Source organism: Pseudaminobacter soli (ex Li et al. 2025) (genome assembly GCF_003012705.1).
Lineage (GTDB): Bacteria > Pseudomonadota > Alphaproteobacteria > Rhizobiales > Rhizobiaceae > Pseudaminobacter > Pseudaminobacter soli.
Genome location: NZ_PXYL01000004.1, coordinates 332,281 through 347,962, shown reverse-complemented (window position 1 = coordinate 347,962; position 15,682 = coordinate 332,281). Strand labels below are relative to the sequence as shown.

17 protein-coding genes are annotated in these 15,682 nt (G+C 64.1%); 8 read left to right on the top strand and 9 right to left on the bottom strand.

The window, feature by feature from the left end; translation table 11 throughout:
* The first annotated feature begins 12 nt into the window (after positions 1–12).
* From C7I85_RS10545 to C7I85_RS10530, 4 genes are all read left to right on the top strand, one after another.
* Positions 13–762 carry a F0F1 ATP synthase subunit A gene (locus tag C7I85_RS10545; RefSeq protein WP_106723916.1) on the top strand — a complete coding sequence of 250 codons (750 nt, stop codon included), beginning with the start codon at positions 13–15 and terminating at the stop codon, positions 760–762.
* 73 nt (positions 763–835) lie between these two features.
* The gene (locus C7I85_RS10540) at positions 836–1,060 is read left to right on the top strand and encodes a F0F1 ATP synthase subunit C (RefSeq protein WP_106723915.1); all 225 of its coding nucleotides are present in this window, start codon (positions 836–838) and stop codon (positions 1,058–1,060) included.
* Positions 1,061–1,128: 68 nt separating this feature from the next.
* Positions 1,129–1,698 (top strand): F0F1 ATP synthase subunit B, encoded by a 570-nt coding sequence (locus tag C7I85_RS10535; RefSeq protein WP_106723914.1) that lies wholly within the window; start codon positions 1,129–1,131, stop codon positions 1,696–1,698.
* A 9-nt stretch (positions 1,699–1,707) separates the two neighbouring features.
* The gene (locus C7I85_RS10530) at positions 1,708–2,187 is read left to right on the top strand and encodes a F0F1 ATP synthase subunit B (RefSeq protein ID WP_106723913.1); all 480 of its coding nucleotides are present in this window, start codon (positions 1,708–1,710) and stop codon (positions 2,185–2,187) included.
* Between the two features lie 188 nt (positions 2,188–2,375).
* Here C7I85_RS10530 and C7I85_RS10525 read toward each other — a convergent pair whose 3' ends face one another.
* Positions 2,376–3,068, bottom strand: a complete 693-nt coding sequence (locus C7I85_RS10525) for a ribonuclease HII (RefSeq protein WP_106723912.1) — start codon at positions 3,066–3,068, stop codon at positions 2,376–2,378.
* 151 nt (positions 3,069–3,219) lie between these two features.
* On the bottom strand, positions 3,220–4,371 hold the full coding sequence (locus tag C7I85_RS10520) for a PA0069 family radical SAM protein (RefSeq protein ID WP_106723911.1): 1,152 nt from the start codon (positions 4,369–4,371) through the stop codon (positions 3,220–3,222).
* Positions 4,372–4,974: 603 nt separating this feature from the next.
* Between C7I85_RS10520 and C7I85_RS10515 the strand changes: the two genes are divergently transcribed.
* Entirely contained in the window at positions 4,975–5,481 is a 507-nt protein-coding gene (locus tag C7I85_RS10515; RefSeq protein WP_106723910.1) for a glycosyl transferase family 2, read from the top strand.
* A 130-nt stretch (positions 5,482–5,611) separates the two neighbouring features.
* Here the strand turns inward: C7I85_RS10515 and moaB are convergent, their stop codons facing one another.
* From moaB to C7I85_RS10480, 7 genes are all read right to left on the bottom strand, one after another.
* The gene (moaB, locus tag C7I85_RS10510) at positions 5,612–6,163 is read right to left on the bottom strand and encodes a molybdenum cofactor biosynthesis protein B (protein ID WP_428832844.1); all 552 of its coding nucleotides are present in this window, start codon (positions 6,161–6,163) and stop codon (positions 5,612–5,614) included.
* Positions 6,164–6,234: 71 nt separating this feature from the next.
* The gene (locus C7I85_RS10505) at positions 6,235–7,086 is read right to left on the bottom strand and encodes a 4-(cytidine 5'-diphospho)-2-C-methyl-D-erythritol kinase (protein ID WP_106723908.1); all 852 of its coding nucleotides are present in this window, start codon (positions 7,084–7,086) and stop codon (positions 6,235–6,237) included.
* 10 nt (positions 7,087–7,096) lie between these two features.
* A complete protein-coding gene (locus C7I85_RS10500) occupies positions 7,097–7,282 on the bottom strand; it encodes a hypothetical protein (RefSeq protein ID WP_106723907.1) in 186 nt (61 codons plus the stop codon).
* A gap of 87 nt (positions 7,283–7,369) precedes the next feature.
* Positions 7,370–8,233 (bottom strand): S49 family peptidase, encoded by an 864-nt coding sequence (locus C7I85_RS10495; RefSeq protein ID WP_106723906.1) that lies wholly within the window; start codon positions 8,231–8,233, stop codon positions 7,370–7,372.
* A gap of 63 nt (positions 8,234–8,296) precedes the next feature.
* Positions 8,297–9,085, bottom strand: a complete 789-nt coding sequence (locus tag C7I85_RS10490) for a tRNA1(Val) (adenine(37)-N6)-methyltransferase (RefSeq protein WP_106723905.1) — start codon at positions 9,083–9,085, stop codon at positions 8,297–8,299.
* The gene (locus tag C7I85_RS10485; protein ID WP_106723904.1) at positions 9,082–9,312 is read right to left on the bottom strand and encodes a DUF2007 domain-containing protein; all 231 of its coding nucleotides are present in this window, start codon (positions 9,310–9,312) and stop codon (positions 9,082–9,084) included. Before C7I85_RS10485 ends, C7I85_RS10490 begins: the two co-directional genes overlap by 4 nt.
* A 52-nt stretch (positions 9,313–9,364) precedes the next feature.
* Positions 9,365–11,014, bottom strand: coding sequence for an alpha/beta hydrolase (locus C7I85_RS10480; protein WP_106723903.1), 1,650 nt, complete (start codon positions 11,012–11,014; stop codon positions 9,365–9,367).
* 263 nt (positions 11,015–11,277) lie between these two features.
* On the opposite strand from C7I85_RS10480, the gene C7I85_RS10475 reads away from it, so the two are divergent.
* From C7I85_RS10475 to C7I85_RS10465, 3 genes are all read left to right on the top strand, one after another.
* Entirely contained in the window at positions 11,278–12,294 is a 1,017-nt protein-coding gene (locus C7I85_RS10475; RefSeq protein ID WP_106724103.1) for a polyprenyl synthetase family protein, read from the top strand.
* A gap of 146 nt (positions 12,295–12,440) precedes the next feature.
* Positions 12,441–14,441: a tetratricopeptide repeat protein gene (locus C7I85_RS10470; RefSeq protein WP_106723902.1), complete on the top strand. Its 2,001-nt coding sequence runs from the start codon at positions 12,441–12,443 to the stop codon at positions 14,439–14,441.
* Between the two features lie 220 nt (positions 14,442–14,661).
* A complete protein-coding gene (locus tag C7I85_RS10465; RefSeq protein WP_428832848.1) occupies positions 14,662–15,594 on the top strand; it encodes a glycine--tRNA ligase subunit alpha in 933 nt (310 codons plus the stop codon).
* The last annotated feature ends 88 nt before the right edge of the window (positions 15,595–15,682 follow it).

Genomic DNA, 15,682 nt, shown 5'->3' with positions numbered 1-15,682 from the left:
CAAGGGGGCCGCGTGTCCAACGATCCGATCCATCAGTTTCACATCACGAAGTTGATTCCGATCGAAATCGGCGGATACGACTTCTCCTTCACCAATTCGTCGGCCTTCATGGTCGCCACGATCGCGGTCGCCGGCGCCTTCCTGTTTCTGACGACGTCGAGCCGCGGCCTGATCCCGAGCCGGCTGCAGTCGATTTCGGAAATGTCCTACGAGTTCGTGGCCTCCATGTTACGAGACGCGGCGGGATCGCACGGGATGAAATTCTTCCCGTTCGTCTTCTCGCTGTTCATGTTCGTGCTGGTGGCCAACCTGCTCGGCCTGTTCCCGTATTTCTTCACCGTCACCAGCCAGATCATCGTCACCTTCGCGCTGGCGCTGTTGGTGATCGGTACCGTGATCGTCTATGGCTTCATGAAGAACGGCATCGGCTTCCTGAAGCTGTTCGTGCCAAGCGGCGTTCCCGGTATTCTCGTGCCGCTGGTCGTGCTCATCGAAATCATTTCGTTCCTTTCGCGTCCGATCAGCCTCTCCGTCCGTCTTTTCGCGAACATGCTGGCCGGTCACATCACGCTTAAGGTTTTTGCGGGCTTCGTCGCTTCGTTGAGCGCTTTCGGCGCGATTGGCGTCGCCGGTTCGATCCTGCCGCTCGCCATGACGGTTGCGATCACTGCCCTCGAGGTTCTGGTGGCCTTCCTGCAGGCTTACGTCTTTGCGGTTCTGACCTGCATGTACCTCAACGACGCCCTGCATCCGGGCCACTAATACAAGTCGCCGGCGGGCCTCCTCCCGCCAAGTGTAAGCATTGAACTGAATTTCGATCCACAAGGAGTTGGACATGGAAGTAGCAGCAGCAAAGGCAATCGGTGCGGGCATCGCCTGCCTCGGCATGGGCGGTGCAGGCATCGGCCTGGGCACCATTTTCGGTAACTACCTGGCGGGCGCGCTGCGCAACCCGTCGGCTGCCGACGGCCAGTTCGGCCGCCTGATTTTCGGCTTCGCCGTTACCGAAGCTCTCGGCATCTTCTCGCTCCTCGTCGCTCTGCTGCTCCTCTTCACGTAAGAGTTGCTGGACCGAGCGATATCTCCGGCCGCGCTGTTGCGGCCGGATAGGTTGAACAGGGGAAGCAAATGTTCGTGACACCGGCATTCGCGCAGGAGCAGGCTCCGGCGACGAATGAAACCCATTCGTTGGAGCATGCGGAGAGCGAGGCGAAATTCCCGCCGTTCGATCCGTCGTTCTATCCGTCGCAGATCCTGTGGCTCGCGATTACGTTTGGCCTGTTCTACATCTTCTTGAAGAGAGTGGTTCTGCCGCGTGTCGGTGGTATCCTGGAAGTCCGTCGCGATCGCATCGCGCAGGATCTCGACCAGGCCGCCCTCATGAAGAGTGAGGCGGACGCCGCTGTTGCCGCCTACGAACAGGAGCTTGCCGAGGCCAAGGCCAAGGCCAATGCGATCGGCCAGCAGGCGCGCGACGGTGCCAAGGCGGATGCCGAGGCTGAGCGCAAGCAGGTTGAAGCCGGACTCGAGCAGAAACTCGCCGAGGCTGAAGGCCGCATCGCCGCCATCAAGGCTGCCGCGATGAAGGAAGTCGGCACGATCGCGGAAGACACCACTGCCGCAATCGTCCAGGAACTGGTCGGCGGCAAGGCCGACAAGGCTGCCGTTGCTGCCGCCGTCAAGGCCGCGCAGGAGTAGGAGCAGGCCATGGATGCCACATTCTGGGCCCTAGTCGCCCTCATCATTTTCGTCGCCGTCATCCTCTACATGAAGGTGCCGGGGATGATCTCGAAGTCGCTCGACGCGCGTGCGGACCGCATTCGCAACGAGCTCGAGGAAGCCCGCAAGCTGCGCGAAGAAGCGCAGCAGCTGCTCGCCGAGTTCCAGCGCAAGCGCAAGGAAGCCGAGAAGGACGCCGCCGACATCGTCGAGGCTGCCAAGCACGAGGCTGAGCTGCTGGTCTCCGAGGCCAAGACGAAGACCGAAGAGTACGTCGCACGCCGCGCCGCTCTCGCCGAGCAGAAGATCAGCCAGGCCGAGCGCGACGCCATCAACGAAGTGCGTTCAAGCGCGGTCGATCTGGCCGTTGAAGCTGCCCGCACGCTGCTGGCCAGCAAGGTCGACAGCAAGGCTGACGCGGACCTCTTCAAGGCTTCGCTGCAGCAGGTGAAGTCGAAGCTCAACTGACTACAACGTCAGGGATTTTTTGAAGGCCGCCGGTTTCCGGCGGCTTTTTTATTGCCCGGGGTTTCGTGCCGGGTCTCCACAGGTAGCCTCAGCGAAGACCTTATGCGCAAAGGCGATGGAGGGCTCAGGAAGCTCTCCTGGTGGTCCACGTCTAAGCACTGGCCAGAAGCGCAGCGTCGGATGAGTCTTCAGAGCAGCTCGTTGTCGTCCGCGGGAATCGCTTCCTCGCCGCCCAGCCGGAATGGCGAGAACGACATGCGGTGCCAGCGCGTGACTGCGCCATGGGCGGTAATGGCCGCGCGGTGGCGGGCGGTGGCGTAGCCCATGTGGATTTCAAAACCGTAGCGTGCATCGATCTGGCCGCAGCCGGCCATCATGCGGTCGCGCATGACCTTGGCGACGATGGAGGCGGCGGCGATGGATTGCGAACGCTGGTCGCCTTTCACCAGAGCTTCGCCAGGGCAGGGCAGGCCGGGCGGCACGTCGCGGCCGTCGGCAAGCGCAAGCTTGGGCGCTAGCGGCAAGCCGATGAGCGCGCGGCGCATGGCCTCCAGGCTCGCCTTGCGGATGTCGCTGCGGTCGATGCCTTCGGCGCAGACGGAGGACATGGCGACACCGAGAGCGGTGCCGAGGATCTCGGCGAAAAGGTCTTCGCGCTGGGCAAAGGTAAGGCGTTTTGAATCGTCGAGGCCGGTGGGGATGCGCTTGGGGTCGAGCACCACGGCGGCGGCAACCACGGGGCCCGCAAGGGGGCCGCGCCCGGCTTCGTCCAGGCCGGCGACCGGCCACTGCCCACGCTTGATCGCGCGCTTCTCGACGGAGAAATCGGGACGTTCGACGATTTCGAAGAGGGGCGGAGAATCGGGACGCTGGCGAGCCATAGTGCGACAATGGTCGCATCAGGCCCGATTCTCCGCAAGTCCTTCCGGGCCCATTGGGGCGGAGGCCGGGAAGGGCACCGTCGGGCGGGTTGGGGAAAGGCCGGACGGAATACACTTTCGCCTGGGCCGGGAGGCGGCCCGGGCGGGTTCGTCAAAGCAGCATCAATTGCTCGTGCCGCTTCTCGGCCGCCACGAACAGGTCGTTGCGCAGATGGTGCTTCACGTTCATGCCAAGTTTGCGCGCGGTGATCTCGAAGCGGCGGCCGATCTGCCAGGCGTAAGGGCCGGCGCCCTTCATGCGCTTGCCCCATTCCGAATCGTAGTCCTTGCCGTCGCGCATCGAGCGCACCAGCGACATCACGTGCCGATAGCGATCGGGGTAGTGACGCAGCAGCCAGTCCTTGAAGATCGGGCTGACTTCGAGCGGCAGCCGCAGGATGACGTAGCCGGCTTCGGTGGCGCCCGCAGCCCGTGCCGAATCGAGGATGCGCTCGATCTCGGGATCGGTCAGCCCGGGGATGATCGGCGCAACCATGACCCCGACCGGGATGCCAGCGTCGCTCAACTGGCGGATCGCTTCGAGCCGGCGGGTCGGCGTTGCCGCGCGCGGCTCCATGGTGCGCGCGATCATGCGGTCGAGCGTCGTCACCGACAGCGCCACTTTAGCCAAGCCCTGCTCGGCCATGCGCGAGAGGATGTCGATGTCGCGCACCACCAGCGCCGACTTGGTGACGATGCCGACGGGATGCTTGCGCGCCTCCAGCACCTCGAGAATCTCGCGCATGATGCGAAACTGCTTCTCGATGGGCTGGTAGGGGTCGGTGTTGGTGCCGATGGCGATGGTACGCGGCTGGTAGCCGTCCTTCGACAATTCCTTGTCGAGCAGCTTGGCCGCATCGGGCTTGGCGAACAGTTTCGACTCGAAATCGAGCCCGGGCGACATGCCCATATAGCTGTGGGTGGGCCGGGCGAAGCAATAGACGCAGCCATGCTCGCAACCGCGATAAGGGTTGATGGACCGGTCGAAGGAAATGTCCGGCGAACTGTTGCGGGTGATTATGGTGCGCGGCCGCTCGGTCTGCACCTCTGTCTTGAAGGGCGGCAGGTCCTCGATGGTGCTCCAGCCGTCGTCGAAGACGTGGCGGGTGACGGGCTCGAAGCGCCCGGTCGGATTGATCCCGGCTGCGCGACCCCGGCGGCGTTCGCTTTCGATCCGGATGCCGCTATCGTCAATGATTGCGTTGGCCATGGCGGAACCTCCGTCCCGGAAAGCCGCCACATCCGCGCGTGCTATCGGTTCCATTCCTCTGTCTCCAGGCTGGTTTCGAAGGCCGGCGACTCGTGCCGTTCATGAAACTATTCCTATTGCGGAAATGAGAACAAAGCAAGAACTATTTGGTGCGTGGCTGACGCGCTTCATCATCGCCACGCCCGCTTTCGCGTCTGGCCTTTGGACGAGCGTTGGGAAGACGGGCGGTCGTCGGACGCGCTCGTTTAGGTAAATCTTGCGGCCCTTCGACCGCCCGTTCGATGCGCTTGCCTGGGTTTGTTCGCCTCCGCATTCGCGCGGCCAGCCACACCCTGGGCCCGGACTTGGGGGTTCATCACCCAGCAGTGCGACCGTAGCACCACCAGCCCGGACATCGTCGCCCTCCACGCTCATCCGGTTCATGACCCGTGTTCCCGGTGAGGCCGATGAGGATGATTATGCGTGAAGTGCAAAAGTGGGGGATGAAAGGGTTATCGACTTTCTTTCGGCGCAAGTGATTTCAACTGCTTAGCATGACGCCGCCACCAAATTCATCCACACCGGCCTTGCGCGCCTGAAACAGGGTCAGTGGCCACTCGGCGCCAGGCAGATCCAAATCGCAATGGCCTTTTTCGGCATATTGGGCTAGCGAAAGCGATGCTGTCGGTTCTGATCGAAACCCGCAACAATGAGGAAGCGCTGGCGCGGACGCTGTCGTCGCTGGTCAGTGCGGCCGTTTCGGGAGTCGTGCGCGAGGTCATTGTCTGTGACGTCGGACCATCGGACGAGGCGCACAAGATCGCCGACGAAACGGGATGCCATTATCTCGCCGAGGGAGGCATTGCCGCAGCCGTGCAGCAGGCCAAGTCCGACTGGCTGCTGCTGCTCGAGCCCGGCGCGCGGCTGATGGACGGGTGGACGGAAGCCGTCGAGCACCATGTCGAGACGATGGCCATGCCTGCCCGATTTTCGCGCTCGCGGGTGGACAAGATGCCATGGTTCGCACGGCTGTTTGCGCCGACCCGCGCACTTATAGATGGGCTACTGATACGGAAGACGCAGGCGCTGCCTCTGTCGCGCCACGCGGCCGATGCCGAAGCCGTCGCGCGCGGGCTGGCGACCAAGCGTCTGCCAGCCGAAATCCGGATAGCCAAGCCTGAATAATTGGCTGCGCTTTGAAATCCTGGGCACGTTTTTGGTGCGTCCTTCGAGACGGCGGCTCACGCCGCCTCCTCAGGATGAGGGCGGTTGGCGCAAAGCTCTCTCAATGGCAGGACGATCGGCGCCAATGAATCTAGCTGCTCTTGCCGCCGCTGCGCCGCAGGTGCTCGTCCAGACGGGGCATGATCTCCACGAAGTTGCAGGGCATGTGGCGATAGTCGAGCTGCGCTTTCAAAATGCCGTCCCAGGCATCCTTGCAGGCGCCGGGCGAGCCGGGAAGCACGAAAACGAAGGTGGCGTTGAGCACGCCGCCGGTGGCGCGAGACTGCACGGTGGACGTGCCGATCTTGTCGTAGGAGATGCGGTGGAACACTTCCGAGAAGCCGTCCATGCGCTTTTCGAAGATCGGCTCCAGCGCCTCAGGCGTCACGTCGCGGCCGGTGAAGCCGGTGCCGCCGGTGGTGATGACCACGTCGATGTTCTTGTCCTGCGACCAGCCCAGCACGCGCTCGCGAATCTTTTCCTTGTCGTCGGTGACGATGTCGCGCGCGGCCAGCACATGGCCGGCCTCGGTGATGCGGTCGGCCAACGTCTGCCCGGACTTGTCGTCGGCCAGCGTGCGGCTGTCGGAAACCGTCAGCACCGCAATGCGGACCGGAATGAAGGGGCGTGTTTCGTCGGCCATGGCAATTCCCGCTATTCGCTGTTCAGCCGATCTGTGCCCAAGCAGGGCGCGGCGTCAACGAAAGAAAATGGCTAGGCCGTGGCTGTCGCGGCGACGAACCAACCGGGGCTGCCGGCGCGGATGGAGGCGGCTGCGGCATCCGCCTTGGTGCGGCTGTCGAACAGGCCGAAGCAGGTCGCGCCCGAGCCCGACATGCGGGTGAACTGAGCGCCCGAGCGGTCGAGCGCGTCGAGCGCGTCGCCGATGATGGGCGCCAGCATCCTTGCCGGCGCTTCGAGGTCGTTGCGCGTGGTGCGCAGCCAGTCCACGACGGAAGCGGCTTCGAGCGCTGCGGGCAGGGGCGGCAGCGCCGGGTTCTCACGGTTTGCCAGCGCGCGAAAAACCTCGGGCGTCGAAACGGCAACGCCGGGATTGACCAGAACCAGCGGAAGCGACGGAAGCGAAACCGGTTCCAGCAATTCGCCTATGCCGCGCGCGACGAGTGACCGCGCGGAAAGGCACATCGGCACGTCGGCGCCGAGTTTTAGGCCGAGCGAGGCAAGATCGGCGTCGATGCGCCAATGGCGCGAAAGCGCGCGCAAAGCCGCCGCTGCATCGCTCGAGCCGCCGCCGATGCCGGAGGCAATCGGCAGGTTTTTTTCCAGCGTAATCGCCACGGGTGTCGCGGAAGCTGGAGCAAGGGCGCGCAGCGCGTCGCGGGCGCGGATGACGAGATTGCCGGCGTCGACCGGCACATGCGCCGCGAAGGGGCCGGTGACGACAAAGCTGTCCTCCGCCGCCGGGGCGACGGTCAGGCGGTCGCCGAATTCGGTGAAGACTGCCAGGCTTTCGAGCAGGTGATAACCGTCGGCGCGCCGGCCGGTGACATGCAGTGCGAGATTAATCTTCGCCGGGGCATGTTCGGCGGGCGCGGGGGCATGCACGGAGCTTCGCTCAGTCCTTGGCCAGGTGGTAAATACCGGTCTTGGGATCCTTCACGAGCGTGCCCATGGTGCCGTTGGCAGCCTGGCGCTCGGTGCGACGGATTTTCGCCGTTACCCGTTCGGCTTCCCTGAGGAAGTGGCGGTAGCCCCAATAGGCCACCAGGCCGACGAGCGCGAAGAAGATTAGTTGTGGCATCTTTCCTGTTCTCCCCTTGTCCATGGGGCTGCCCGGCGGCCTTTCAGGCGCGCCTGGGAGGTATCATAGGCACGTTGCCGGCAAATTTTAAAGCCCAAACCGCGACCAAAGCGCGCGCTCTTCTGCCGCATCGATCAGGCCGCTGGCGGCGGCCGATGCGACGTCTGCGGCCGAGAAGCTGGAGCCGAACACGCCGAGCTTGCGCCCGAAAAGGCCGCGCGAAGGCGTAATGAGGCGCAACTGCGTCTTGGGGCCGAAGCGGTCCTTCAACACCGTGCGCATGTCGCCGAGATTGTCGATGAGGCCGAGTTCGAGGCCGCGCTTGCCCGACCAGAACAGCCCGGTGAAGAGGTCCGGATCGTCCTTCAGCTTGGCGCCGCGACGTTCCTTGACCATGTCGATGAAGGTGCCGTGGACATCGAGTTGCAACGCCTTCAGCCGCTCGACGTCTTCCTTCTTCTCCGGCTTGAACGGGTCGAGCACGGCCTTGTTGGTGCCAGCCGTGTAGACGCGGCGCTCGACGCCGATCTTCTTCATCAGCTCGGGAAAGCCGAAGGAGGCGGAGATCACGCCGATCGAGCCGACGATGGAGGAGGGGTCTGCGATGATCTCGTCGCCCGCCACCGCGATCATGTAGCCGCCGGAGGCCGCGATATCCTCGACGAAGACCAGCACCTTCTTCTTCTTCTCGGCGGCGAGGTCGCGGATGCGCTTGTAGATCAGGCGCGACTGCACGGGCGAGCCGCCTGGCGAATTGATCGAGATGGCGACCGCCGGTGCGTCGGGGAAGGCGAAGGCCTTTTCGATGAGGCCCGCTGTCGTGGCAAGCGACAGGGTCGGCCGGAACGGGCCGCCGCCCGACATGATGGCACCGTGGAGACGGACAACCGGGATCGTCACCACCTCCGAGCGCATGGATTTCGGCAGCAGGCGGTTCAGCAGTCGTCTCACTTAAGTCTGTCTCCGGTCGATGTTTTTTCGCATGTAGGCATTCGCGCCCGAACGGCAATGCATTCAATCGCCGAAAAGCGACGCCCGGCCGTTGCTGATGTCGTCGGCGCGGGGCGAGAGCTTGTGGCCGTGCTCATGAAGGACCAGCGGCGGGCAAAGCGCAAGGGCGCCGCGCGCGCCCTTGCGGGCGCGCAGCACGATGCGGATGGCGGCGGCGTCAGCGCGCGGATGGATCGGCATGATCTCGGCCGAGCCGAAGCGCCCGGCGAGTGCGGGAAGAATCTGCGGCAGCGACTGGGGCCGCGCGATCAGCGCGAGCCCGCCGCGCGGGCGCACCACGGCGGCGGCGCTGCGCAGCCAGCTTTCGAACAGGCCGTCCTCCATCACATGCGCCTGGCGGCGCAGCTCATCGGGCGTCGAGCGGTCGCGGGCGGTGTTGAAGGGCGGGTTCATGATGACGAAGTCGAAGGCATTCTGGGCAAGGCCGGCCTCGACGCGCGCCTTGCCGGTCAGCGTCACGTCGGCGACCAGAAGCGAGACGCGGGCGCCGAGATGTGTATTGCCTTCGTGCTCCAGCGTGCGCGCCGCAAAATCCGCCATCTCGGGCGACTGCTCGACGAGCGTGACTTTGGCTTCCGGGCAGCGGGCGGCGACGGCCAGCCCGGCCGCTCCGGCGCCGGCGCCGAAATCGGCCAGGTGACCGCGAAAGTCGGAGGGCACGGCGGCAGCCAGCATCAGCGCGTCCATACCTGCGCGATGGCCGGCGTCGCGCGGCTGAACCAGCCAGAAATTTCCCCGATGGAAGGCGTCCGTCGTGTGGGCGGCGGCAGGCTCGCGCTCGACAATCGTCATGGACGGTCCCGGCGGATTTCCTTGGCGAAGCCGGCGTCCGTCAGCAGGCGCCGCGCGGCGTCGGCGTCGTCGTTGGAAACCATGATGCGCCGGGGCAGCACGCCGATCGAGCCGTCCAGAACGCTCATGTTCTGGTCGGCGATGAAGAACTCGATGCCGGCGTCGCGCAACAGCGATTCGATGAAGGAGATGACGACGGCGTCGTTGGTGCGGACTAGTTCGATCATGTGCGCAAGACTCGCAATTTGAACCGGCGATGTAAACAGCCGCCGACAGAGGTCAGGGTTGGCGCTGCCTGAAGAACTGCTTCAACCGCTCGATCTCCTCAGAGCTCCATTTTACGTCCATCACTGCCACCCATGCATCAATATAGTGCTCCGGCGCATAAACGTGGCCGTAGCCCATGGGCGTAGTGGTCGCCATGGCCATGTCGAGCCCCAGCTGCAGGAAGGTCACGATGGGGAACCACTTCAATTGCGGCGACACGTCCGGCCCGCGCGGCGCATGCATCCACTGCGGCTCGCGATAGGCCGAGGCGTATTCGAAGAAGGTGATCGGGTCGCTCGCATATTGCAGGAACACAACCCGCATCGGCCCCCAATGCGCGCTCGGAATGTCGAGCGCGTTCTTCTGCGCGGTGAAGCGGACATAAGAGCCGTCGCGGAAAAGCGGCAGCCACTGGGGCGAGCCGGGATTGCGATTGTCGGTGATGGTGCGCCACAGGCTCGTGGAAAAAGGCGGCCCGCTCCACAGCGCGCCGTCATAGGGATCGCCGAGAACCTCGAAAAGCTCGGATGACTGGGTGGAACTCAAGGCGCCGAGGCTGAGGCCATAGAGATAGAGTTTCGGGCGATGATCCTTCGGCAGCGTCGTCCAGTAGCCGTAGACTTCGAGGAAGAGGGCTCGCGAGGTCTCGGTGCCATAGTCCGGCTCGACCAGCAGGGCGAGCCAGCTGGCGAGATAGGAATACTGCACCGCCACCGAGGCGATGTCGCCGCCGTGCAGATATTCAAGCGGGTCGGCCGCTTCCGGGTCGACCCATCCTGTGCCTGTCGGCGTGACGACGACGAGCGCCGAGCGTTCGAAGGCGCCGACGCGCTTCAGCTCCTCCAGCGCTAGCTTTGCCCGCGCCTGCGCCGTGTCGGCCGAACGCAAGCCCACATAGACCCGGATCGGCTCCTTCGCCTCGCGCTTCAAAAATGATTCGATGTCCTGCTTGCTCGGTCCCCGGGCGATGTAGCTGCGCCCCATCCGGCCAAGCTCGTCCCAGCGCAGCAGCGAACCTCGGCTGCCGGTCTTGCTGGGGTCGCTCGGCGGCTGGATATCGTCTTCGATCAGCGCATCGAGCCGCTTGTAGGACGAATCGGCGGCATGCAGCGCAAAACGGAAGATCACGCCGTTGGCCACGCTGGCGAAAAGAAGCAGGGCGATCGCAAAGCCAATGACGTTGGATATGCGCCTGGGCACGAAGCGGTTCGTGAAGGTTGCCGCGCGGCGGTAGATCCACTGGAACAGGCGCGCGAGCGCGATCAGCACAATGAAGGTGACGAGGCCTATCAAGCCGAGCTTGCTTGGGTTGGCGCTGTCGACGGGCTCGAGCTGCATAAGCGTCCGGATCGAATTCTGCCATTCGGTCGTTCGCCACAGGAAAAGGAGGACGATGCCCGCGCAGACCACTGCCGCCGCGATCTTGATTGTCCTGCCGGTGCGCGGCTGGAGCTGCGGCAGCTCCATATAGTTCCACAAAAGCAGGCAAAGCAGGCCCACGCCATAGCCCGCGGCCATGGAGACACCTGAAAGGACGCCCTGGGTGATGAAGGTGCGCGGCAACAGCGACGGCGTCAGCGAGGCGGCGAAGAACAGCGTGCCCATCAGAAGGCCGACCGCCGAATAGGACCGCCAGAGCCCGACGAGCCATCTTTGCAGCATGGCGTGCTTCCCCAATCCTATTCACGGCGGGTACTCAGTTACGCCCGCAAGGAAAAAACATTCTCGCGAAAGTAGCCGAGGCGACCGATAGGGCAACCCGTTCTTTCCGGATGGGCTCAGACGCGCGCAGTTTCCCTAACGTGAGGCGGGGGTATTGCTTTTGGCTTCGTCCGCGCCAATTCGCCTCTTGCTCATGTACGCCTTGACGACCTAAATCAGGACACAGTCTTGAGGGGCTCGGCTCAAAGCTTGGAGAGTTTATGGTGGGTGTCGTTCTCAACATCGGCGAGGGGAAGCGCGAGGCGGCGTCCATTAGGGAACTCATGGACCTGACCGCGGCCGATATGGCGCGCGTCAACAAACTGATCCTGTCCAAGGCAGGATCGGACGTCGAAATGATTCCCGAAGTGGCCAACCACCTGATCTCCTCGGGCGGCAAGCGGCTGCGGCCCATGCTGACATTGGCGGCGGCGCAGATGTTCGGCTATTCGGGCGAAGGGCACGTCAAGCTCGCCACCAGCGTCGAGTTCATGCACACGGCGACGCTGCTGCACGACGACGTCGTCGACGAAAGCGACCTCCGGCGCGGCAAGAAGACGGCGCGCATGATCTGGGGCAACCAGGCCAGCGTGCTGGTGGGCGACTTCCTGCTCGGCCAGGCGTTCCGCCTGATGGTCGAGGTCGGCTCGCTCGAAGCGCTCGACATCCTCTCCAGCGCCGCATCGATCATCGCCGAGGGCGAGGTCATGCAGCTTGCCGCGGCCAAGAACCTCGAAACCACCGAGGACGAGCATTTCGCGGTCATCAAGGCGAAGACCGCAGCACTGTTCTCCGCTGCCGCCGAAGTCGGTCCGGTGATTGCCGGCGCTTCCAAGCCGGCACGCTCTGCGCTGCGTTCCTATGGCATGAATCTCGGCCTTGCCTTCCAGCTCATCGACGACGCGCTGGATTATGGCGGCGACAGCAAGGATCTCGGCAAGAACGTCGGCGACGACTTCCGCGAGGGCAAGGTGACGCTGCCTGTCATCCTGGCCTATCGCCGCGGCACCGCGGCCGAGCGCGAGTTCTGGAAAGCGGCAATCGAAGAGAACCATACCGACGATGCCGCGTTGGAAAAGGCGATCGGCCTGATGACGCGTCATGGCGCCATTGCCGACACGATCGGCCGTGCGCGCCATTTCGGCGAGATCGCCCGCGATGCGCTGGCTGGGCTCGATGCGACGCCGCAGAAGGACGCGCTGATCGACGTCATCGATTTCTGCATCAGCCGCGTGGTATAAGACCAGGCGGTGAACCGATCCGGTCATGTAACCGGATTATGAACGACAGCCGATTGAACCGCGACCGCAAAAAGGCCATGCTTTTGCGAACTATCGCGCGAACGAGTCATGCCGCCACTGGGGGTGGCGCGGCGGGAAGGACGAATATGCGGCGAATGAGCATAGGCTGGCTGGCAAGCGTTTCTGCGCTGGCGGGGCTGATGGTGATAGGTCAGCCTGTTTTGGCCAAGCAGAACGAGGAGCCGGTCAAGACCAGCTCGCTGTCCGGGGCCTATCTCGCGGCGCGGGTGGCCGAGGTCGACAACGATCTCGACGGTGCGATCAACTACTACAAGCGCGCGCTCGCCTTCGACACCGACAATGTCGACATCCAGCAAAGCCTGATGCTGGCGCTGCTGGCACAGGGCCGCTTCGACGAATCGCTGCCCTATGCGGAAAAGCTCAAGGCCGTGCCGGACGTCGAGCGCTTCTCGCGCCTCGCGCTGGCGATCGATGCCATTCGCAAGAAGGACTACAAGCAGTCCGAAAACCTGCTCAAGCTGACGGTCGAATCCGATCTCGACCGGCTCATCACCAGCGTCATGACGGCGTGGTCCAAGGCCGGCGCGGGCGACTCCAAGGACGCCATGAGCTACCTTGAGAAGCTGCAGGGGCCGGACTGGTACGCGCTCTTCACCACCTATCATCGCGCGCTGATCGCCGATCTGGCCGGCAAGACGCAGGACGCCGACAAGATCTATCAGTCGCTGATCGGGGATGCCGGTTCCGGCGGTGCGGCGCCCGAAACCTGGCTGCGCGCGGCCGAGGCCTATGCGACCTCGCTCGCCCATCGCGGCGAGAAGAAGAAGGCGCTTGCGGTGCTCGACAAGGCGGACGAGTTCGCCAGCGGCCGTCTGGCGCTGGTGTCGCTGCGCGCCAAGATCGAGAAGGGGGAGACTGTTTCGCCCCTGATCGCCTCGCCCGCCGATGGCGCAAGCGAAATCCTGGTCGATCTCGCAACCGCGCTCAATCGCGGCGGCGGCGAGCCCTTCGTGCGGCTCTATCTGCAATATGCGCTCGCGCTGCGGCATGACAGCGACGTGGCGCTGCTGCAGCTGGCGGCGCTGGCCGAACAGCAGGACAGGCCGGAAGAGGCGATCGCGCTTTACCGTCGCGTGCCGGCCGATTCGCCGCTGAAGCGCGCTTCCGATCTCCAGCTCGGCCTCAACCTTGCCGATCTCAAGCGCTCGGACGAGGCCATTACCCATCTCAAGAAGCTGCTCGACGATGCGCCGGACGACATGCGCGCCTATCTGGCGCTCGGCGGCGTCTATGCCTCGGTGGAGAATTATCGCGCCGCGGCCGACGTCTACGACAAGGCGGTCGAGAAGCTGAAGACGCCGGGAAAGAACGACTGGAACATCTTCTACCAGCGCGGCATCGCCTATGAGCGGCTGAAGGAATGGCCGAAGGCCGAGCCGAATTTCCGCGAGGCGCTGAAGCTGATGCCCGATCAGCCGCAGGTGCTGAACTATCTCGGCTACTCCTGGGTCGACATGAACATGAACCTGGACGAAGGCCTTGAGATGATCCGCAAGGCCGTCGACCTGCGTCCGAGCGATGGCTACATCGTCGATTCGCTGGGCTGGGCCTACTATCGGCTCGGCCGTTTCGACGAGGCGGTGAAGGAACTCGAGCGCTCGGTCTCGCTGAAGCCCGACGATCCGGTGCTGAACGACCATCTCGGCGACGCCTACTGGCGCGTCGGCCGCAAGCTGGAAGCAACCTTCCAGTGGAGCCATGCGCGCGACTTGAAGCCGGAGCCCGACGTTCTGGCCTCCGTACTCAAGAAGCTCTCCGAAGGCCTGCCGCCGCTCGAAGGCAAGGCCGCCGCGCAGGCGCCGGCCAAGCCGGCCGAGCCCGAGGCGAAGCCGGAGGCCCCGGCCATGCCGCAGTCCGACCAGAAGGGCGAGCACGAGCTCGCGCCGGTGCAGAAGATTTCCGCGTCGCCGGCCTCCTACAAGGTGTTGCCCGGCCAGTCGCTGTGGTCGATCGCCACCGATGTGCTCGGCAACGGCCATCGCTTTCAGGAAATCCTCAACCTCAACCCGCAGCTGCGTGGCGATCCCGGCCGCATCGTGCCGGGACAGGAACTGATCATGCCCTGACGCATGCCCCCAAAAATCGGAATCGATTTTTGGAAAGGTTTGTGCGTGGATTCAAAGTGCTACAGCGTCCTTTGCGCGCTCGATCGGGCGCGCGGCGATGTAGTGGGGCAACGGATCTTTTCGCCAAAAACTTGACGCTTCCGGCGGGCCGGAATAGGACGGGCCGACTTTCGGCCCGTCTTTTTGAGGCTTTCCCGTGACCGTGACCCTTCCCGACCACATGCACCCCAGCCGCTCTTTCCAGGGGCTGATCCTGACGCTGCACGATTACTGGGCGCGATACGGTTGCGTCATCTTGCAGCCCTACGACATGGAGGTCGGCGCCGGCACCTTCCATCCGGCCACGACCCTGCGCTCGCTGGGGCCAAAACCCTGGAATGCGGCCTATGTGCAGCCCTCGCGCCGCCCCAAGGACGGACGCTACGGCGAGAACCCGAACCGGCTCCAGCACTACTACCAGTACCAGGTGATCCTGAAACCGAGCCCGCCCGATCTGCAGGAGCTTTATCTGGGCTCGCTGAAGGCCATAGGCATCGATCCGCTGCTGCATGACATCCGTTTCGTCGAGGACGACTGGGAGAGCCCGACGCTGGGCGCCTGGGGCCTCGGCTGGGAATGCTGGTGCGACGGCATGGAAGTCTCGCAGTTCACCTATTTCCAGCAGGTCTGCGGCATCGAATGCGCGCCGGTGGCTGGCGAATTGACCTACGGCCTCGAGCGCCTGGCGATGTATGTTCAGGGCGTGGACAAGGTCTACGATCTCAACTTCAACGGCCGCGACGGCGCCGACAAGGTCACCTATGGCGAGGTCTTCCTGCAGGCCGAGCAGGAATATTCCCGCTTCAATTTCGAGCACGCCAATACGGCCGTGCTGCTCAGGCACTTCGAGGAGGCCGAGGCCGAGTGCGAGGCGCTCTTGAAGGCCGGTGCCGAACGCGGCGACGGCAAGCCGCACCAGCTGGTGTTCCCGGCCTATGACCAGTGCATCAAGGCCAGCCACGTCTTCAACCTGCTCGATGCGCGCGGCGTGATCTCGGTCACCGAGCGCCAGAGCTACATCCTGCGCGTGCGCAACCTCTCGCGCCAGTGCGGCGAGGCCTTCCTTCAGACCGAAGCCGGCGGGTTCGGCTGGACGGAAGGGAAGGCTGCGTAAATGCCTGAACTGAATTCCGAAGAAATCCCTGCCACGCCGCGCGCCCGCAGCGCATTCGGCGCCAGCACGAGCAAAGCCAAATTCCTGC